Source organism: Flavobacterium sp. HJJ (assembly GCF_015351475.1).
Classification (GTDB): domain Bacteria; phylum Bacteroidota; class Bacteroidia; order Flavobacteriales; family Flavobacteriaceae; genus Flavobacterium; species Flavobacterium marginilacus.
Genome location: NZ_JADKPR010000004.1, coordinates 206,681 through 228,499, shown reverse-complemented (window position 1 = coordinate 228,499; position 21,819 = coordinate 206,681). Strand labels below are relative to the sequence as shown.

16 protein-coding genes are annotated in these 21,819 nt (G+C 34.1%); 13 read left to right on the top strand and 3 right to left on the bottom strand.

All coding sequences use genetic code 11. The features are described 5' to 3' along the window. Positions 1 to 213: 213 nt before the first annotated feature. The gene (locus tag IRZ80_RS05395; RefSeq protein ID WP_194640533.1) at positions 214 to 495 is read left to right on the top strand and encodes a hypothetical protein; all 282 of its coding nucleotides are present in this window, start codon (positions 214 to 216) and stop codon (positions 493 to 495) included. A 302-nt stretch (positions 496 to 797) separates the two neighbouring features. Here the strand turns inward: IRZ80_RS05395 and IRZ80_RS05390 are convergent, their stop codons facing one another. From IRZ80_RS05390 to IRZ80_RS05380, 3 genes are all read right to left on the bottom strand, one after another. Then, positions 798 to 2,060, bottom strand: a complete 1,263-nt coding sequence (locus IRZ80_RS05390) for a pyridoxal-dependent decarboxylase (RefSeq protein ID WP_194640532.1) — start codon at positions 2,058 to 2,060, stop codon at positions 798 to 800. 63 nt (positions 2,061 to 2,123) lie between these two features. Beyond that, positions 2,124 to 3,101: a succinylglutamate desuccinylase/aspartoacylase family protein gene (locus tag IRZ80_RS05385; protein WP_194640531.1), complete on the bottom strand. Its 978-nt coding sequence runs from the start codon at positions 3,099 to 3,101 to the stop codon at positions 2,124 to 2,126. Between the two features lie 131 nt (positions 3,102 to 3,232). Then, positions 3,233 to 3,709 (bottom strand): hypothetical protein, encoded by a 477-nt coding sequence (locus tag IRZ80_RS05380; RefSeq protein ID WP_194640530.1) that lies wholly within the window; start codon positions 3,707 to 3,709, stop codon positions 3,233 to 3,235. A 326-nt stretch (positions 3,710 to 4,035) separates the two neighbouring features. On the opposite strand from IRZ80_RS05380, the gene uvrC reads away from it, so the two are divergent. From uvrC to IRZ80_RS05320, 12 genes are all read left to right on the top strand, one after another. Then, positions 4,036 to 5,832 carry an excinuclease ABC subunit UvrC gene (gene uvrC, locus IRZ80_RS05375; RefSeq protein WP_194640529.1) on the top strand — a complete coding sequence of 599 codons (1,797 nt, stop codon included), beginning with the start codon at positions 4,036 to 4,038 and terminating at the stop codon, positions 5,830 to 5,832. 1 nt (position 5,833) lies between these two features. Further along, the gene (locus IRZ80_RS05370; protein ID WP_194640528.1) at positions 5,834 to 8,125 is read left to right on the top strand and encodes a patatin-like phospholipase family protein; all 2,292 of its coding nucleotides are present in this window, start codon (positions 5,834 to 5,836) and stop codon (positions 8,123 to 8,125) included. 271 nt (positions 8,126 to 8,396) lie between these two features. Next, on the top strand, positions 8,397 to 9,554 hold the full coding sequence (locus IRZ80_RS05365; protein ID WP_194640527.1) for a homogentisate 1,2-dioxygenase: 1,158 nt from the start codon (positions 8,397 to 8,399) through the stop codon (positions 9,552 to 9,554). Positions 9,555 to 9,720: 166 nt separating this feature from the next. Further along, positions 9,721 to 10,881: a 4-hydroxyphenylpyruvate dioxygenase gene (gene hppD, locus IRZ80_RS05360; RefSeq protein ID WP_194640526.1), complete on the top strand. Its 1,161-nt coding sequence runs from the start codon at positions 9,721 to 9,723 to the stop codon at positions 10,879 to 10,881. A 282-nt stretch (positions 10,882 to 11,163) separates the two neighbouring features. Beyond that, a complete protein-coding gene (locus IRZ80_RS05355; protein ID WP_194640525.1) occupies positions 11,164 to 11,937 on the top strand; it encodes a DUF3108 domain-containing protein in 774 nt (257 codons plus the stop codon). Then, entirely contained in the window at positions 11,934 to 12,866 is a 933-nt protein-coding gene (locus IRZ80_RS05350) for a tryptophan 2,3-dioxygenase family protein (RefSeq protein ID WP_194640524.1), read from the top strand. Before IRZ80_RS05355 ends, IRZ80_RS05350 begins: the two co-directional genes overlap by 4 nt. A 17-nt stretch (positions 12,867 to 12,883) precedes the next feature. Further along, complete coding sequence (locus tag IRZ80_RS05345; protein ID WP_194640523.1) at positions 12,884 to 14,101, top strand: M23 family metallopeptidase; 1,218 nt, start codon at positions 12,884 to 12,886, stop codon at positions 14,099 to 14,101. Between the two features lie 233 nt (positions 14,102 to 14,334). Beyond that, positions 14,335 to 15,978: a glucose-6-phosphate isomerase gene (gene pgi, locus IRZ80_RS05340; RefSeq protein ID WP_194640522.1), complete on the top strand. Its 1,644-nt coding sequence runs from the start codon at positions 14,335 to 14,337 to the stop codon at positions 15,976 to 15,978. A 302-nt stretch (positions 15,979 to 16,280) separates the two neighbouring features. Further along, positions 16,281 to 19,634, top strand: coding sequence for a TonB-dependent receptor (locus tag IRZ80_RS05335; RefSeq protein WP_194640521.1), 3,354 nt, complete (start codon positions 16,281 to 16,283; stop codon positions 19,632 to 19,634). A 52-nt stretch (positions 19,635 to 19,686) separates the two neighbouring features. Continuing rightward, a complete protein-coding gene (locus IRZ80_RS05330) occupies positions 19,687 to 20,718 on the top strand; it encodes a fasciclin domain-containing protein (RefSeq protein WP_194640520.1) in 1,032 nt (343 codons plus the stop codon). 90 nt (positions 20,719 to 20,808) lie between these two features. Beyond that, complete coding sequence (locus tag IRZ80_RS05325; protein ID WP_194640519.1) at positions 20,809 to 21,231, top strand: hypothetical protein; 423 nt, start codon at positions 20,809 to 20,811, stop codon at positions 21,229 to 21,231. Positions 21,232 to 21,312: 81 nt separating this feature from the next. Beyond that, positions 21,313 to 21,807 carry a septal ring lytic transglycosylase RlpA family protein gene (locus tag IRZ80_RS05320; protein WP_194640518.1) on the top strand — a complete coding sequence of 165 codons (495 nt, stop codon included), beginning with the start codon at positions 21,313 to 21,315 and terminating at the stop codon, positions 21,805 to 21,807. The last annotated feature ends 12 nt before the right edge of the window (positions 21,808 to 21,819 follow it).

Here is a 21,819-nt window from a genome sequence, read left to right as displayed (position 1 = left end):
GAGGAACTTATAGCACTTTTGTTGTTGTAATGAAAAAGATAAAAGGGAAATGGGTTCAAAAGTATTATATAAGTCCTCCTTGGCACAATTAGATTCAAAACTAGAAAAAGAAAATGAATAGCCCCAACCTATTGTTGCTTGGAAACATTTAACAAAAGAAGAACGTTTGCAGATTCTAGCAATTATCGATAATTTTATAAACACAAATTCGCCATGCCAATAGTATTAAGAAAAATATTAGTTTTATTTTGTTTGGTTAATTCTTGTTTATCCTTTTCTCAAGAAATAAAAAAGCAAGAATCAACAACGGTAGTTATAGACCTAAAAGACAAAAAAATAGCTAGTTACTTTATAAATAAAGACACTACAACTGCACAATTTAATTTTTATCTTAAGGGCTATGAAACAAAACAAGCAAGACACATAGGGTTAAAAAAATATAAAAACATATATCCTAGCCCAGGAAAACCAACTTTTATCTGTTTTTTTTTATAGTTCTTCTACCTTTTCATTAAATATCAAAAAGCCAGAAAAATTAAAAACTTTAGAAGGAATAAATTACATTTCATTAAAAGAATTTCAAAAAAACAATTATGAATGCACTCGTAGTATTTATATAATTCACCGACTGAAAGATGGAACTTATTTAAATTGGGAAAAGCGAGATTGTTAAAAATGCGATCCCAGAGGAAACCTACCTAAAACATGGTAATAAGTTTTGTCCCAAACATTTCACATTGGCAATAGCCAGACTTTTTTCTTCTATTTCAATTTCAGACAGTTCATTTCGCAGTGTCTTATACTTTGTCCGTAATGTTTTTTTTAACATAAAGTGTTTTTTTTAGATCGTCTATAAAAGTACTCAAATGATCTACTTCTACATGATCCATAATCACAATTTTATACCATGAATTTTCGCCGTTGTGTTTTTGTGGGACTAAATCAAATTTTTTGACCAAAGATTCTTTGATAAATTGCGCCTGAATAGTAACGATATTCATAAATGGCTCTCTAAAATAGGCAACGCCTAATTCGTCCAATTGATCACAAAGCCACTGCGTTCTCATTTGCAGAACCCGTATTTTTTCGCACCATCCGAAGGGTCCGTAAGCGAACAGAATCATCCATGTTGCAACTGCATTAGATCCTGACCGGCTGCCGCAAAGGGTTAGATCCATTCCTTCTATATATTCTGCTTCTTTGGTCAAAACGTTTTCTATTAATCCTTTACGGCAAAGAAAAATTCCGGTTCCATAAGGTGCCTGCAGCATTTTGTGAGCATCGATAGTTATGGAACTGATTTTTGGATTTTCGAAATTCAGCTCTGAATCCCGATTGCTGAAAGGATAGATAAAACCGCCATAGGCTGCATCAAGGTGTATTTTATAAATGAGATGGTGTTTTTCCAGAACCTGGACATAATCATTTGGATTGTCAATTGCCCCAAACATAGTAGTTCCCATATTTGAGATGATGATGAAATATTTTTTTCCTTGTTTTTTTGCCTTTATGATGATGTTTTCCAATCGAAAAGTATCAATTTCTCTCGTTTCAAAATCGACAGGTACTTTCAGCCAGTCCAGCATCAATATGTTAGATGCTTTTGGGATGGAGTAATGGGTGTCTTCAGATGCTAAAATCGCAATTTCATAAGGATTTGCGCCAAGTTTGTCAATAAAATAATTTCGGTACATCCAGACGGCCTGAATGTTGGCCTCGGTTCCTCCTGGTGAAATGTACCCATCATAGGATTTTGGCTGGGCTTTAAAAATATCTGCTGCAAGGACATCCAGTACTTCGCGTTCCATTTCCTGAGTGCCTTTGAATGCTTTTTCTGAACTGCCTAAAGTGTGGCATCCAATATGGTTTGGATTGGCCACATATGTTTTTAAAGTAGGGGCATCGGCTAAGAATGAGGCTTCCTCATAATATACCTTACTGTCTAATTTTGAAGCTGGATAACCCAAAGAAGTATCCAAAGTAAAGTTTACGTTTTCTTCAAGGGCTTTTTCGATTCGGGCTTGTCTTTCTTTTTGGGATAACTTTTTCCAATACAGCATAATCTCTATTTTTATTCAAAAATAAGAGTATTGACTGTTGAAAAATATGATAATTGTTAGGTTTTACTCGCTGTCTTCTTCGGCAGTGTTCGAAAGATGGTAAATAGCATCTCCTTGATACACGATGGGTGAGTGGTTGGCATTGAGTACATAACCGTCATTTGGAGCTTTTATTTTTCGTTCAAATTTTCCAAAAGGATCGGTTATCATTCCTAAAACGGTTCCTTTTTTTACAAATTCTCCAACCAGATTATTATCGATGAGCAGACCCGAACATTTAGCACGCAGCCAGCCCGATTTTTCAATATAAATTGTTGGTTTTTTTTGTGTGGGAGCATGATGTTTTGAATCCAGCATATCCAAATGTTTTAAAAGACGCTTTACCCCATTGATGCCTTCCTGTGCCACCTCATGATTTATGTCTAATGATTTCCCGCCTTCAAACAGCAGCATTTTCACATTCAGTTTTTCGCTTGCACTTCGAAACGAACCTGCTATATTTTTTGAGAATAAGGTAAAAGGCGCATTAAAAGCATCGGCTAATAACTGCACGCTGGGGTTATTTGGCGTAAGCCTGATCTGAGGGGCGTTAAAGCGGCCAGCACCGCCAGCATGAAAATCGACAGCATAATCTACAAGAGGCATAATGTCGGAAAGAATATGATAGGCAAACCGGCTGGCCAGTGATCCTTTTTTACTTCCAGGGAAAACACGGTTCAAATCTCTTCCATCCGGAAACTCTCTGGATTTGTTGATAAAGCCATAAATGTTTACAATGGGTATGCAAATGATGGTTCCTTTTTTGGGCTTATTTATTTTTTTTGTAATGAGCTGTCTCACGATTTCGATCCCATTAAACTCGTCACCATGAATCCCTGCCGAAAAAAGCACTACAGGTCCTTCTAATTTGGAACGTTTTACAATTATTGGAATCGTCAGTTTGGTAGTGGTATGCAATCGGGCAATTTCCAGCTGAATGGTTTTGCTTTCTCCCGGCAAAACAATTTCGCCAAAAATTATTAATGGTTTTGTGTCTTTCATCCTGTAAAATAAAAGCCTAAATATAGAAATTATTTTTTAGGCCAAATTACCAGATTACAGATAGAAACATAAATATTTAAAAAAGTTAAAAAACATGTACTCCGGCAAGGAATTGATTGTCATAGGAGCTTTTAGATCTTCTTTTTGGTTATTCCTGTCCGGGGAAAAAAACCTATCATATCTTCAATTTTTCTTTCATAGCCATATTCAGAAGCAAACCTGTTTTTGTATTTGGCATATTGATAATCTCTCAGGGCATCACTATAATTGTCGTAATCGCCCAGTATTTTAATATTTATGAGCTGTTTTTCGATAGATTTAATTTTGGATAGCATCTGCGAAACTTGGAAACGATTGTTATAATCACGATTAAACTCATCCCAGTCCACCTCGGGAGAGCTCAATTGGGGTTCGTTATCATGGTAGTTTTTTACCTTGTCAATGAGTAATTTGTTTTTCTCTTTTACGCGTCCATATTTTTGATGCTCTGATGGGCTCAGATTTACAGACATATTCTCTAGAGCAGCCGTTAAGACTGCCAAGGCTTGATTTATATCCTCAATCTGTGTATTCGAAAAATGAACTTTGCCTAAATTATCTATCGGCATACTGTATTGAATTTAAATATTTTATCTAAAATTATAAAAATTATTTAAAATTTTAATGTTACATTATAATATTTATTGTTTATAATTAAAAATTTTAAATAAAATAACTAAATTTTTAATTCTAGTTATTAAAAAATTAAAATTTATTATTAAAATTTTAAATAGGATTTATAATATTTTAATAATGAAAATTTAAAAATGGCGTTATTTATTGATATATCTTTCTGAAACATCTTATGAATGTTTTGGCAAAGACAGAGTTCGAACCAAAAAAGATTAATGATTATATTTGTATACTGAAAGTTAATCTGCATTCATAAAATCCAATGATCAACCCTAATGTAGCCCTGCAAATACAAACCCTGCCCGATGGTCCCGGGGTGTATCAATATTATGACAAGGAAGGGAAAATTTTATATGTCGGAAAAGCCAAGAATCTAAAAAAAAGGGTTGCTTCCTACTTTAATAAAATTCATGATACGGCAAAGACCAATGTGCTTGTAAAGAAAATTGTTACTATCAAACACATAGTTGTGCCTACAGAAACAGATGCGCTTTTATTAGAAAATAATCTGATAAAAACGCTTTTGCCAAGATATAATGTGCTATTGAAAGATGATAAAAGCTACCCTTGGCTATGTATCAAGAAAGAACCTTTTTCCCGAATTTTTGCCACCCGAAGAATGGTCAAGGACGGATCGGAATATTTTGGACCTTATACCAATTTCAAAACAGTGCACACGATTCTGGATTTAATAAAGGAACTTTATCCGTTAAGAACCTGCAACTATGATTTGAATCAGAGTAATATTGACAATGGTAAATTCAAAGTGTGTCTGGAATTTCATATCGGTAATTGCAAAGGACCTTGTGAAGGTTTTGAAACATTAGAACATTATCAAAAGCAGGTTGATGCCATCCGTGAAATCCTAAAAGGAAATTTCAAGGAGAGCATGAGAGATTTTAAACGTTTGATGACCAGTCTGGCGCAGGATATGCGATTTGAAGAAGCACAGAAAATAAAGGAAAAAATAGAAATTCTCGAGAATTATCAATCCCGTTCTACTATTGTAAATCCTAAGATTACCAATATTGATGTTTTTTCGATAGTTTCGGATGAGAGTGCAGCTTTTGTCAATTTTCTTCAGATATCACATGGTTCAATCATTCGATCCCATACAATGGAAATCAAGAAGAAACTTGAAGAAACGGATGAAGAATTATTAGAATTGGCAATTATTGAACTTAGAGAACGTTTCCAATTACTATCCAAAGAAGTTATTGTTCCGTTTGAAGTAGATTTAGGTGAAAAAATAAAGATTACGGTACCGCAGCTGGGGGATAAAAAACAAATATTGGATTTGTCGATTCGTAACGCCAAATTCTACAGAATTGAACAGCTGAAACAATTACAGATAGTAGACCCAGACCGTCATACCAACAGAATAATGGCACAGATGAAAAGCGATCTGCGTTTGCCGGTAGAACCAAGACATATAGAATGTTTTGATAATTCGAACATTCAGGGAACTAATCCTGTTGCTGCCTGTGTGGTGTTCAAGGACGGAAAACCCAGTAAGAAAGATTACAGGCATTTTAATGTGAAAACCGTAGTGGGGCCTGACGATTTTGCTTCGATGGAAGAAATTGTCTATCGCCGTTACAAAAGACTGCTGGATGAAAGTGAACCTTTGCCTAACCTGATTATCATTGACGGTGGAAAAGGACAATTGTCATCGGCCTTAAAAAGTATTGATGCCTTGGGACTGCGGGGTAAAATTGCTATTATAGGAATTGCAAAAAGACTTGAAGAATTATTCTATCCAGGAGATTCCATTCCATTGTATTTAGATAAAAAGTCGGAAACCTTGAAAGTTATTCAGCAGCTGCGAAATGAAGCACACCGTTTTGGGATAACATTTCACAGGGATAAAAGAAGTAAATCGGCACTAAATTCTTCGATTGAAAGCATTCCAGGAATCGGCGAAAAAACAATGCTTACCTTGATTCAGCATTTTAAAAGTGTAAAAAGATTGAAACTGGCGACAGAAAAAGAAATTTCGGAGGTTGTAGGTGTATCAAAAGCCAAAAAAATTACCGACTTTTACAATAAAAATACTTAATATGAGAATTGAGGCAACAGCCAAAAGGCAACAGCCAAAAGTAAAAATTGATTTTGTCTGCATTGAATGGGCAAAGGTTGGCAGCAGCCTGTTTTTTATATTAAAAGCCTTTTTTATCATTGCCTATTGCTTATTGCCTATTGCCTCAAACGCTCAGGATGCACCCAAAAGACCTAAAATAGGTTTGGTGCTAAGTGGAGGAGGAGCCAAAGGATTTGCGCATATAGGAGTATTAAACGTATTGGAAGATGCCGGAATAAAAATAGACTACATTGGCGGGACCAGTATGGGGGCTGTAATTGGAGGTCTTTATGCTATGGGATACAATGCAAAACAAATTGATTCTATTATTGATACTACTAATTTTAGTAATGTTATTAATGACTTTATTCCTCGGTCTTCCAAAAATTTCTATGAAAAACGAAATGATGAATTGTATGCTTTAATACTTCCATTCAATAAATTTAGTATTGGTACTCCCGAGGGATTGTCCAAGGGAATGTACAATTTTAATTTATTGAGCCGTTTGACATTTCCTGTAAGGCATGTTCGTAATTTTAATGAGCTGCCAATTCCTTTTGTATGTGTTGGAACCAATATCGCTCTAGGAGAGCAGGTGGTTTTTGACAAAGGAATTTTGTCTCAGGCCATAACAGGCAGTGCATCCCTTCCTTCCATATTTGCGCCTATTATCATTGATAACAATCTAATTATTGATGGAGGCGTAATTAATAATTATCCGATTGATGAGGTTCGTAAGATGGGTGCTGATATTATAATAGGAGTCGATGTTCAATCTGGATTATTGAGTAAAGATGAACTTAGAAGTGCCTCAAAAGTTTTTTTTCAGATTACCAATCTGCAGATGATTGAAAGAATGAAAAAAAATGCAAATCTGACTGAAATCTATATAAAGCCTGATGTTAAAAATTATGGAGTAGTATCTTTTGAAAAAGCGGCAGAAATTATTAAAAAAGGCGAGGACGCGGCTTTTTCTATATATGAAAAAATAGATCTTTTGGTAGATAAGGCTAATCCATATCACAAACCCAAACTGAAAGTGCAGACCGACAGCTTGAATATTGTCAGCATAAAAATAAATGAACTCAAAAATTATTCAAGGGATTATATTATTGGTAAATTAAATTTTAAGCCCAAGTCTAAAATTAGCTTTAGAGATTTGGAAACAGGAATAAATAACCTGAATGCCACACAGAATTTTAGCAATGTCAGTTATTATTTTGACAAAAACGGAGAATACGATGACTTGGTTCTTACTTTAACGGAAAGTCCTGTAAAGACAAATTTAAAATTTGCACTGCATTACGATGGCTTGTACAAAAGTGCTGTTCTTGCTAATATTACCAATAAAAAAACATTTTTTAAAAATGACTTTTTATCTGCCGATTTGGTTTTGGGAGATAACCTAAGGTATTATTTTGATTATTATATTGATAACGGATTTCAATTGAGTTATGGTTTTAAATCACAATTGAACCAGTTTAATAAAAATGTACCTGTCAGCGTAATAACATACAATATTAACGGTATAAATTCTATAAATATTGATTATTTAAATTTGTCAAATCAAGTATACATTCAATCCTTATTTGCGCAAAAATTTCTTATTGGTGTTGGAGCAGAGTTCGAATATCTTGACATTTCTTCGGAAACACTTGAGCTGAATTCAAATATTACAAAGAGTACATACGGCAGTGTTTTCGGGTATATCAAATACGATTCCTACGATAATAAATACTTCCCAAAAAAGGGATGGTATTTCTCAGCAAACCCTCAGTTTTATATGTTTTCTTCAGAGAGTGATGCTAATTTTAATCCTTTTTTTATAGTAAAAGGCGAAGCAGGTATTGCAAAAACAGTTTTTAAAAATGCAACCATTAAATTTCAAACCGAGGCAGGAACACCTGTTGGTGATAAAAGCATACCTTATTTCGATTTTATTTTAGGGGGTTATGGATATTATAATACCAACAATTTCAAGTATTTTTATGGTTATGATTTCTTAAGTATTTCAGGAAGCGGTTATTTGGAATCAACCATTACATTTGATTATGAAGTTTTCAAAAAAAACCATATTAATTTTTCTGCTAATTATGCTAATCTAGGCGATGATCTTTATAAATCGTTAGATTGGATTTCTTTGCCAAAGTATTCAGGATATGCTTTGGGTTATGGATTGGAAACTGTTATTGGACCAGTTGAGATAAAATATTCATGGTCACCGGAAATCTCCAATTCTTATCTTTGGTTTTCTGTTGGATTTATTTTTTGATTTACATTTTTTATTAAAAAAAATTACGACATTTGTAATTATGAAAGCAAATTGGAAAGGTTTATTAGAATATCTTCAATTCTTAATCAAGAGAAATCCAGAGTGATTTTTTTTAATTGGTTAATTCTTCAATTAGAAAATTAGATAATTCTATAAGGAGATCTGATTTGTAAAAACAGTTTTTAATTGTTTTCATTTCTTTTTTCAATGATATAGTAATTGTTATAATTTTCTAATTAACACATTTTCTAATTTTCTAATTTAAAAAGTCATGCCAATATATCATAAACTGGGAAATATCCCTCCAAAGCGGCACACCCAATTTGAAAATCCAAAAGGAGGACTGTATTATGAACAGCTTTTTGGGACAGAGGGTTTTCATGGCAATTCTTCATTGTCATATCATATTCACAGACCTACTCAGGTCAAGGAAATTTTAAAATCATATTCAGTCGAACCCAAAATAGCCATTGGGAAAAATATAAAATCACTATTATTAAAAGGTTTCGAATTAAAACCCGAAGACGATTTTTTGGACAGCCGTAAGCCCATGCTGGTCAATAGAGACTGCATCATCGGACTGGCCGCACCTAGAAGATCTCTAACCGCATATTTCTATAAAAATGCTGATGCCGACGAAATGATTTTCATTCACAAAGGCAAAGGAAAACTCCGCACCATGCTTGGAAATATCCCTTTTGAGTACGGCGATTATCTGATTATTCCGCGCGGTATTATTTACCAGATTGAATTTAATTCAGAAGTAAACCGCTTATTTTATGTAGAATCTTATTCTCCGTTTTACACGCCAAAACGTTACAAAAATGCATCGGGACAGCATTTGGAACATTCGCCTTTTTGCGAACGCGATTTTATTTTGCCTAACGAACTAGAATCTAATGACGAAAAAGGAGATTTCATCATCAAAATAAAAAAGGAAGGAATGATGCACGAAGTGGTTTATGCCACGCATCCTTTTGATGTTGTGGGCTGGGATGGTTATAATTTTCCATACGGTTTCAGTATACACAACTTCGAGCCTATAACTGGACGCGTACATCAGCCGCCGCCAGTTCATCAAACTTTTGAAACGGGAACTTTTGTGGTTTGCTCATTTGTGCCAAGATTATACGATTATCATCCAAAATCCATTCCGGCGCCATACAATCACAGCAATATTGACAGCGATGAGGTTTTGTATTATGTAGACGGCGATTTCATGAGCCGAAATAATATAGAGCAGGGACACATTACTCTGCATCCAAAAGGAATTCCTCACGGACCAGCACCCGGCGCGATGGAGCGAAGCATCGGACATAAGGAAACTCAGGAATTAGCCGTAATGGTCGATACTTTTCACCCGCTTATGGTGACCGAAGAAGCAATGGGAATAGACGATGGACAGTATTATAAATCTTGGACAGAATAAAAAAAATATTTAACCGCAAAGAGCTCAAGAAAAGTACACGCAAAGAACACAAAGCTTTGCGGAACTTTGCGTAAAACTTTGCGCTCTTTGCGGTAAGAAAAACACAATCTACAACAATATTTCGGTTCGTCAAATAAACGATTGACCGATTAAACAAATAAACATCATGAGTAAAGAAATAAAATCAGTAGAATACGGATTAGAGAAAATATTTGAAGGAGCACAGGATTTCCTTCCGTTATTAGGAACCGATTATGTAGAATTTTACGTAGGCAACGCAAAACAATCGGCTCATTATTATAAAACCGCTTTTGGTTATCAGTCATTGGCGTATGCCGGTTTAGAAACAGGCGTAAAAGACAAAGCTTCATATGTTTTGAGACAAGACAAAATCCGAATTGTTTTGACAACTCCTTTAACGCAGGACTCTCCAATCCATGATCATTTGAAAAAGCACGGTGACGGCGTAAAAGTAGCCGCACTTTGGGTAGAAGATGCCCGAAGCGCTTATGAAGAAACAATGAAACGCGGCGCTCGTTCTTTTATGGAGCCAACAGTAGAACAGGATGAGTATGGAGAAGTAGTGCGTTCAGGAATCTACACTTATGGAGAAACGGTTCATATTTTTGTGGAACGAAGAAATTATAAAGGTGTTTTCCTGCCAGGTTACAAAGAGTGGAAATCCGATTATAATCCAGAACCAACGGGGCTTAAATATATAGATCACATGGTAGGAAATGTGGGCTGGAACGAAATGAATACTTGGGTTAAATTTTATGAAGATGTGATGGGATTTGTAAATTTCCTGTCATTTGATGACAAACAAATCAATACCGAATACTCAGCTTTGATGAGTAAAGTAATGTCCAATGGGAACGGAAGAATCAAATTTCCTATCAATGAACCAGCCGAAGGAAAGAAAAAATCGCAAATCGAAGAATACCTGGATTTTTACGGAGGACCAGGAATTCAGCACATCGCCATTGCTACTGATGATATTATAAAAACAGTTTCGGAGTTGAAAGCGAGAGGAGTGGAGTTTTTATCATCCCCTCCTCACGCTTACTATGAAGCCATTCCCGAGAGATTGGGCGTACACATGAGTATGATGAAAGAAGATTTGAATGAAATAGAAAAACTGGCGATTATGGTTGATGCCGATGAAGACGGTTATTTATTGCAGATTTTTACCAAACCTGTTCAAGACCGTCCTACCTTGTTTTTTGAAATTATTCAGCGAATGGGAGCCAAAGGATTTGGTGCGGGGAACTTTAAAGCGCTTTTTGAATCTATTGAGCGTGAACAGGAATTACGAGGAACTCTGTAAAATTCAATTATTTTTACATTATCAAAAAAAATAATAGTTAAAGAACCCTTAAAGGTGCAAATGTTGTGTTAAACTTGGTTTTTTGCTAAAAATAATTCGATTTATGCAATAACTTTGCACCTGTAAACAACGAAGGGGTGGTTTCCTTCTTAGTTTCATATAAATTTTCATAATTTATAGTTTTTTGGTTAGTTAATAGCATAAAAACTCAGTCATTAATTTGACTGAGTTTTTTTGTTTTAATACATTTGAGATTTATTTTTTATAATATATCGAAATCCAATGAAAAAAATTATAATTTTCTTGTTAGTGATTATCACTTTAGGTTTCGATACACAAAAGGAAGAAGCTTTTGCTGCAGGCGAATTTCTAAAGTTTAGAGTTCATTACGGTATTATAAATGCAGGTTATGCAACTATCGAAGTTAAGGATGAAACACTGAATAATGAGCCAGTTTTTCATGTAATAGGAAAAGGCTTTTCAACAGGTATGACCAAATTCTTTTTTGAAGTTGAGGATGTTTATGAAAGCTATATAGACAAAGAAACCAGGAACCCGTATCGTTTTGTTCGAAAAATCAATGAAGGCGGTTATACCAAAAATCAGGAAGGATTTTTCAATCAGAGAACTAACAGGATATTGGTAAAAGATTATAAACACAAAACAGAAAAGGCTTTCGATTTTCCCAAAAACGCGCAGGATATTCTTTCCTCATTTTATTATCTGCGCAATTATCCCAATATCAATAAAATAAAAGCTGGAGAATCTGTTATTATCGACATGTTTTTTGATGGAGAGATTACAAAATTTAAGTTAAAATTTATAGGTAGAGAAGATATTAAAACTAAATTTGGAGTCGTTTCGACCATGATTTTTAGACCTTTGGTGCAGTCTGGACGTATATTTAAAGAAGAGGAAAGTTTAACTTTATGGATTTCAGACGACTATAATAAGATCCCCGTTCGGATAAAAGCAACACTTTTGGTAGGGTCTTTAAAAGCGGATTTGGAAGATTACAAAGGGTTAAATAATCCGTTTAAATTAAAAGCAAAATGACAATAAATGATACCACAGCATCAATTTTAGATGAAATTGATCAAAAATTCCAGCAGATTAATCAAAAAACGGAAACCCATCTTGAAGGATTGCTTTGGTCAAAACCAATAACATATTGGGATTATATACAGACAGATGCTTTATTGAATCTGCAGATTCAGAGAACAACACTGCCCGATGAAATGGTTTTTATAATGTATCATCAAGTCAATGAACTGCTTTTTAAAATGATACTTTGGGAAATGCATCAGATTTCCTATGCTGAAAAATTGACGGCAGTTTTTTTTACCGAAAGGTTAATGAGAATCAGCCGATACTTTGATATGCTTACCACTTCTTTTGATATTATGGGCGATGGAATGGAGGTAGAGCAATACATGAAGTTTAGAAATACGCTGACTCCGGCAAGCGGTTTTCAAAGCGCACAGTACAGAATGATAGAGATTGCTTCCACGGATTTAATTAATCTTATCGATTACCGTTTTCGTTCCACTATTGACCGAAATACGCCTTATGAACACGCCTTGGATCATATGTATTGGCAGGCTGCGGGAAAGGATCATCAAACAGGCGAGAAGTCCTATTTACTTTTAGAATTTGAACGTAAATACAAAGCGGCATTTATAACTCAAATGAAAGAATACAACACGATAAACCTTTGGCAGAAATTCAAACAGCTGCCAGATACTGACCGTGAAAATCCCGAATTAGTTAAGGCGATGCGTCATTATGACCATACAGTAAATGTTACTTGGGTTATGGGACATCTGAATGCTACCAGAAAATATATTGATAACGGTAAAGGAGACGGTGAAGCCACCGGCGGGAGCGATTGGAAAAAATATATGCACCCTAGATACCAAAGAAGGATTTTTTTTCCTGAGCTTTGGAGTAAGGAAGAACTAGCTAATTGGGGTGTAGAAAACTAAAGATAAAAAGAGATAATTTGAAAAAGATAATTGTAATTGCGGCAGTCCTTTTTTCCTTAATTTCTTGTGATAAAGATAAGGAAGCTGTAGAAAATCATGTGATTCCAAAATCTAAAAAAAGTGATTTTGGATTTAAGTTTTCGGATTTTAATGTTGTTCTGGATTCGGTAAAACCTGGAGATACTTTTGGAAGCATTCTGCAGAATCAAAATATTGGCGATAAAAAAGTATTTGATATTGTAGCTCAGGTAAAAGATACTTTTGATGTGCGTACCATTAGAATTAATAAAAAGTATACACTGCTTCGTTCCAAGAATAAAACGAACACTTTAAATGTTTTTATCTACCAGCCCGATGCGCTTCATTATTATGTAATAGATTTAAGGGATTCAATTGCAAAAGCTTCTAAAAAAACAAAACCTTTAACATTAAAACGCAGAACCATTGGCGGTGTATTAAAAGGATCCTTATCTGAAACTTTAGATAACGCAAAAGTGGAAGGTGCTCTAGCGAGTAAAATTTCTAAGATTTTTGCATGGTCTATTGATTTCTTTAAAGTTAAAAAAGGAGACCGTTTTGGTTTGACTTTTACTGAGCGCTATATTAACGATTCTATTTATGACGGTGTTGACAGTCTTCAGGCAGCTTTTTTTGAATATAAAGGCAAAATTATTTATGCTTTTCCATTCGAACAAAATCAAGGGTCAGGAAGTGTCGATTATTATGATGAAGATGGAAAAACACTGAAGAATTTCTTTCTTAAGACACCAATTAAATTTAGTCACATTACCTCTCATTTTAGTGCTAATCGTTTTCATCCTGTACAGCAGATCTGGAAAGCGCATAAAGGAACTGATTATGCAGCACCATATGGAACACCTATCTCAACTACAGCAGCAGGTATTGTAGAGCAAACAGGTTATACTGCGGGTAATGGAAATTTTGTAAAAGTGAAGCATAATAAGGTCTATTCGACTCAATATTTACATATGTCCAGAATATTAGTGCGACGCGGACAACATGTGACTCAAGGACAGACTATTGGTTTAGTAGGAAGTACAGGGCTGGCTACAGGACCGCATGTATGTTACCGTTTTTGGAAAAATGGAGTGCAAGTCGATGCTTTACGATTAAAATTGCCTAATGGAGAACCAATGAATCCAAAAAATAAAGCAAGATTTTTGAAGAAAATAGAGCATTTAAAATTTGAATTGGATAGCGTATCTAATTTGTAATAAAAAATTTCAGGGTATTTCAAGAGTTAAATTGTTATTCTCAAATTGAATTTATTTTTAGGGGGTTTAAGTGTTCTCACTTTCGAAAAATATTTTAGCCACAGATTCACAGATTAAAAAGGATTTAAAATTTGTGTATCTGAGGCTGTTTTTTTATTGTTATATAATTGTCTGATTTTAGTCCATTCAAACTTAATTCAGTAAATTTGCACAACATAAAAAATAAGAATAAAATGGCTTTAAATACAATAAACCCAACCGAAACTTCTGCCTGGAAAAAACTTCAGGCACACTATACTGAAATACAAAATGCTTCAATGGCAGCAATGTTTCAAGCTGACTCATCAAGAACCGAAAAGTTTCATTTGAAATGGAATGATTTTTTAGTTGATTACTCTAAAAACAGAATTAGTCAAGAAACTATTGATTTGCTGCTTGAATTAGCAGATGAAACTGGTTTGAAAAGTGCTGTTGCTGATTATTTTGGCGGAGAAATTATCAATCAAACGGAAGGCAGAGCTGTTCTGCACACTGCTTTGAGAGCTCCGGCATCTGCTGTAATCAATGTAGACGGCGTGAATGTGATGCCAGAAGTATATGAAGTAAAGAATAAAGTAAAATCGTTTACTAACGAAGTTACTTCAGGACAAAGAACAGGTTATACAGGAAAAGCATTTACTGATGTTGTTAATATAGGTATCGGCGGTTCTGATTTGGGGCCAGTTATGGCTGTTGAAGCTCTGCAATACTATAAAAATCATTTAAACGTACATTTTGCATCGAATGTTGATGGAGATCACGTAAATGAAATCATTAAAAAACTAAATCCTGAAACTACTTTATTTGTTATTGTTTCTAAAACTTTTACAACTCAGGAAACTTTAACTAACTCAGAAACTATAAAGGCTTGGTTTTTAAAATCAGCTAAGCAGGAAGATGTCGCTAAACACTTTGTGGCTGTTTCTACTAATATTCAAAAAGTAACTGAATTTGGTATCAACCCAGAAAACGTATTCCCAATGTGGGATTGGGTTGGAGGACGTTTTTCTTTATGGAGTGCAGTAGGTCTTTCAATAAGTCTGGCAGTTGGTTTTGACAACTTTAATGATTTGTTGGTTGGAGCTAATGAAATGGATGAGCATTTCAAAACAGCTGATTTTGACAAAAACATCCCAGTAACATTAGCATTGTTAAGCGTTTGGTACAATAATTTCTTTGGAGCCGAAAGTGAAGCCTTGATTCCTTATACACAATATTTACAGAAACTGGCTCCTTATTTACAGCAGGGAACAATGGAAAGTAATGGTAAAAGTGTTGGACGTGACGGGAAGCCTGTAAATTATGAAACAGGGACTATTATTTGGGGTGAACCAGGAACAAATGCACAGCACGCGTTTTTTCAGTTAATTCACCAAGGGACTAAATTGATTCCTTCGGATTTTATTGGATTCGTAAAACCATTATACGGAGATGAAGATCACCATGACAAATTAATGTCGAACTTTTTTGCGCAGACAGAAGCTTTGATGAATGGAAAATCTCAAGAACAGGTTCAGGCAGAATTTGATAAACAAGGATTAAGCGCAGAAAAGGCAAGTGCACTTTTGCCTTTCAAAGTATTTACAGGAAATAAACCAACTAATACAATTTTGATTCAAAAGCTGACGCCAAAATCTTTAGGTTCATTGATTGCTATGTATGAGCATAAAATTTTCGTACAGGGAATTATATGGAACATTTTTAGTTTTGACCAATGGGGAGTTGAACTAGGGAAGCAGTTAGCCAATTCAATATTGGATGAAATTAATTCTAAAGAAGTTAAAAATCACGATAGTTCTACACAATTTTTATTGAATCATTTTTTAAAAAACAAGTAGGTTTATTTGTTAACACAAATAATTAAAAAAGCCCTGATTTTTAAATATCAGGGCTTTTTTTTATGCAAAAAAAAGAGTGAATCTTTAAATAATTCAAATCAAAACGATTATTAACGAAATTTTAATTATGACATTCTTATTATTTACGCTTAAATTATGGTAAAAAAATAAAATATTAATTAATAAATATGGATATGCTTATTTAGTATGCATGTATAGTAAAATGAGCAATTTCTTAAAGTATTGTTAACATTTATTGCTTTAAATGTTATAATTTTGCCAAACTAAACAAACAAAATAATATGAAAAAAATCACCTTTATTTTTATTTTTTTCCTGTCTGTTATCGGTTATTCTCAGGTAACTACTTCAGGAATTTCAGGAACAGTGAAGTCTGTTACTGGCGAGAACATAGCGGGAGCGTCGGTGCAAGTGATTCACTTACCTACAGGAACAAAGTATAATGCAATTACAAATTATACAGGCGGTTACTCAGTACAGGCTATACGTCCTGGAGGTCCATACACTGTTAAATTTACCTTCATAGGTTCAAAACCGAGTGAAATTACTGATATTACAGCTCCATTAGGAAGTACAGTTACTGTAAACATAGTTCTTGTAGACGAAACAAGTCAACTAAAAGAAGTTGTTGTTTCATCATCAAAATCTAATGGTGCTTTTTCTAAAGGAAAAACAGGAGCGTCCCAACAGTTTTCTAACAGACAAATTAATGCTGTACCGATTATTGGAGCTCGTTCTATAAATGCTATTACAAAATATAATGCCAATGCAGGAAGCGGTGGTACTTTTGGAGGACAAGATTCAAGATTAAACAACTTTACAATTGATGGTTCTGTTTTTAATAATGGTTTTGGTTTAGGGAGTGATGCACAAGCGGGTGGTAGAACGGGTTCTACTGCAATTTCTCTAGATGCTATTGAACAATTACAAGTAAATATTGCTCCTTTTGATGTACGTCAAACTGGTTTTACAGGATCTGGAATCAACGCAGTAACTCGCAGTGGAACAAACGAAGTCGAAGGTTCAGTTTATAATTCTACTAGGAGTAATAAAAAAAGTTTTATAGGAACAAAGGCTGGTGAAGTAAGAATTGTTCCAGCTACTTTTGATGAAACAATTTGGGGCGCTAGGATTGGTGCTCCAATCATTAAAGATAAATTATTCTTTTTTGGTAATTTTGAAACTATTGATAATACAAGTCCTGCAACTAATTGGACTTCTACTAATTCTCCAAATGGAAGCGCTCAAGTTTCTGCACCAACATATGATCAAATGCAGGTACTTTCTGATTACATGCAAAAAAACTTCAATTATACTACAGGACCTTGGGAGAATTTTGATTCTAAAAAAGAGTCTAAAAAATTCTTAGGAAGAGTAGATTGGAATATAAATGATGATCATAAACTTTCTGTGCGTTATGTTCATAGTGATTCTTCTGCAGATCAAGGTGTTTCAAATTCAAGTTCTTTAGGCTTTGGAAATAGAACTGGGAATGTTAATTCTATGGCTTTTAAAAATAGTGGATATGTGATTGAAGATAACACTAGATCTATTGTTTTGCAATTGGATTCTAAGTTGTCTGAAACATGGAGTAATAACTTTATTGCGGGTTATGACAAGCAAATAGAAGACAGATCACTTCAAGGAGGAGGTCTGTTTCCAACTATTGATATTAAAAATGGCGCAGCAATTCCTGCTCCCGGAACAGGATATAGTGCAGGAAACACAAATTTTATCTCAGTAGGGTTAGATCCTTTTACGCAAGGAAATAAATTAAATTATTCTACTTTGCATTTTACAGATAACGTTACTAAATATTTAGGAAAGCATACTTTACTATTTGGTGCCAACTATGAAAATTTTAAATCAGAAAATTTATTTTATTCTGGTTCAAACGGAGTATTTATTTTTAACTCTTTAGACGAATTTTACAACGCCGCAAATGAATCTCTAGCTTTGGGTGGAGCTCCATCAAAAAATAATTTGCCAGTTAGAACTCAATTTAGATATTCTGCTTTATCAGGAGGCGCAGATCCATGGCAATTACTAGAGTCTAATAAAATTGATTTATACTTACAAGATGATTTTAAGGTAAATGATCAGTTTAAAATTATTTTTGGTTTGAGAGCTACAACAGTTTTCTTTAAAAACACAGCCATTGAAAATAAAGCTGTTACTGCTATGACTTTTGCAGATGGTGAAAAATTCAACACAGGTGAAATGCCAGATACACAGTATTTATTTGAACCAAGAGTTGGTTTCAATTTAGATGTTGCAGGAGATTCAAAAACTCAAGTACGAGGAGGAACAGGAATCTTTACAGGAAGACCTCCTTATGTATATTTGTCAAATGCTATTGGAAATAATGGAGTATTAACAGGTTTTGTTGATGCCAGCAATGCTTCAGTAGGTGCAGGAGGATATGGTTTTACAACTAGTCCAGCTCAGTATTTTACACCAGCTACACCAACTTTACCTTCTACTTTTGATTTGGCTTTCACAGACAAGGATTATAAATTTCCTCAAGTATGGAAAACTACTGTTGCAGTAGATCAAAAATTACCATTTGGTTTTGTTGGAACTGTAGAAGGAATATTTAGTAAAAATATTAATGAAGTAGGATATTATAATGCCAATTTAGCCAATCCGGTAGGATCAATCGCAGGGCCAGACAACAGACCGTTATTTGCAGGTACTGATAATGGAACTAGAATAAACAACAATGTTTCAAATGCAATTGTACTTACAAATACTAATCAAGGCTATTTTTATTCTACTACCTTTAAATTGGAATACCCATTTAAAAATGGACTTTGGGGGTCATTTGCCTATACGCATTCTGCTGCTTATGATTTGATTTCTCCGGGATCAACAGCTTCTGGTACTTGGCAGACAGGAACGAAGTCAGTTTATGGAAATAATGTTCAGGATTTAAGCATTTCTAATAACAATACACCAAACAGATATGTTGGTATTGTTGGATACAAAATTGATTATGGTAAAAAATATGGAGGAGCAACAACTATTAACTTAGGATATATCGGGGAACAAGCAAGCCCATTCTCTTATTCGTATGGAGGTGATTTGAATGGAGATTTAGTTACTGGAAATGATTTGCTTTTTGTTCCAGTAAAAGCAACAGATATTAGGTTTAATCCAATTACTCAAAATTTAGGAGGTTCAACATTAGTATTGTACACAGAAGCTCAACAACAAGAAGCTTTTGATAAATTTATTGATCAGGATCCTTATTTGTCTAAAAGAAGAGGGCAGTATGTGGAGAGAAATTCAAACATCTTACCAATGTTACACAGAGTTGATTTGTCAGTTACTCAAGATTTCTACGTGACTATTGCTGGTAAGAAAAACAGCTTTCAGTTTAGAGCGGATATCTTGAACTTTACAAACTTCGTCAATAGAGATTGGGGTATTTCTCAACGTGCTACCGCAACTAATATTTTGGCGGTGTCATCAGCTCCAAGTGTCGCTAATAATTTCACTCCTTTCTATACGATGGCTTTACAGACAGATAATGAGGGAAAAAGATTTTTAGCGAGAGATACGTTCCAAAAAAATACTTCAGTATCTGATGTTTGGCAGGCGCAATTTACATTAAGATATACTTTCGGTAAATAAAAAATATTTTTAAAAACTAGACGAATACTTTATAAACATAAAATAAATAATTATGAAAATTAAAAATCAAATTCTATATTTTGTTACCATTTTAGCGGTTGTATTAATGACATTTTCTTGTACTAATGATGACACTAAAGATGTAGTGAAACTTCCTTCTATACTTGAAATAGCAAAAGCAGATCCTAATTTTAGTATTTTGGTAGATGCATTAAAGAAAACAGGTTTAGATGTAACTTTAGGAAATCCAGGTTCATATACTGTTTTTGCACCAACTAATGCTGCGTTTACTGCTGCTGGAATTACAAGTGCTTCTATAAACTCATTGAATCCCCTTGTTTCTGCTGATGCTATTATAATTGCTAACTTAAAATTATCATTGCAGAATCACGTTATTGGTGTTGGAACTAGAACTTCTGATTTATTGGAGGTTGGGTATTATAAAACTTTTGGATATTACAAATCTACAACTACAGCTACTTCTGGTGCTAACTTGAATATATATTTTAATAAACCAGCAGCAGATATTTTAATAAATGGAGGTTCTGCAAATGGCGGAGCTAAAATCATAAAAGAAAATGTTGATGCAAGTAATGGTGTGGTACATGTTATAGATGCAGTTTTGTTATTGCCAACAATTGTAAATCAAATTGCTGCAAACCCAAGTTTGACTTCTTTGTTAGGACTAGTTAAAAGTGCTCCTCAAGCAAGTGTATTGGCTACTTTGAACGCAGCAACAGGAGTGGCTCCAGTTAGTGTTTTTGCTCCAAATAATGATGCATTTACTGCAGCATCAGGGACTGGCGGTTATTTAGTAGGTAAAACGGATGCTGACATTACTAAAATCTTAAACTATCATTTAGAGAAAAGTAATAGGGTTGCTGCTTCTACAACGGCTTTTTCAACTTCTGCAGATATAACTGTTACAACATTGTTTCCTACTTATACATTTGTGATAACTAAATCAACTTTGAAAATTGTTGACAAATCTGCACCGGCAGTAAATGCTAATGCAAAAGTTCTTAACATACAAGGTTCAAACGGTTCTATTCAGATAACCGACAAAGTTTTGCAGTCATTGTAATAAATAATTTTTTTATCAAAAACCCAGAATTAATTTCTGGGTTTTTTTATGGTCTTTTTTGCTATATTTGTTTAAATTAAAATAACATTTATGTACACGATTTTACAAAAATTTCACTCAGGCTGGGCTTATATTGCATTGTTAGTTCTTGTTATTGCAGTTGTTAATGCTATAATAGGAATGTCATCCAAAAAAGAATTTACCCCAAAAGACAGAAAAATTGGCTTATTCGGATTAATTGGAATACATGTTCAATTACTAGCTGGTATAATACTTTATTTTGTTTCTCCGGTGGGATTGGCATCTTTTGGACAAATGTCTGACAAAGCTTTACGCTTAACTTCTTTGGAACACCCGCTGATCAACTTAATTGCAGTCGCCCTAATTACAATTGGCTGGTCAAAACATAAAAAATTAACTTCAAGCGAATCAAAATTTAAAACCTTTTCTATTTTTTATGGTTTAGGATTGTTGCTTATTTTAAGCAGGATTCCTTGGTCATTGTGGTTATAAACCAAATTTAAAAATCCTGAAAAGGATTTTTTTTTACCCATATTTTTTTTGCCTTTCAAAGTTTCACCTAATAAACTATAAATGAAAAAAATAATCACACTTTCATTTTTACTAGCCAATGTTTGGGTAGTAAGCAGTCAAAGTACTATTATTACAAGCAAAAAATTTTCCATTAATAAAGACACTGTAAAAAAAACTGTAAAAGTTGCAGAAAAAGTTATTGAACCAGTTGCTATCGCCCCAGATACTGTAATTGTTGAAACTGGAAAGTTTGTATTTTTTAAAAAAGATGCCCACGCCTCTTATTACCATGATAAATTTAATGGTAAAAAAACGGCTAGCGGAAAACGGTTTGATAACCAAAAGTTATCAGCTGCACATCGAAAATTCCCCTTTGGAACCAAACTGCGGATTACCAATGAAGCCAATGGTAAATCTGTAATTGTGGAGGTAATTGACAGAGGTCCTTTTGCAAGAGGAAGAGAAATCGACTTAAGCAAAAGAGCTTTTATGGAAATTGCATCCAATAAAAGCAGCGGAGCCGTAATCGTAAAAATTGAAGAGTTACGAAAATGATAGTTTTTTAGT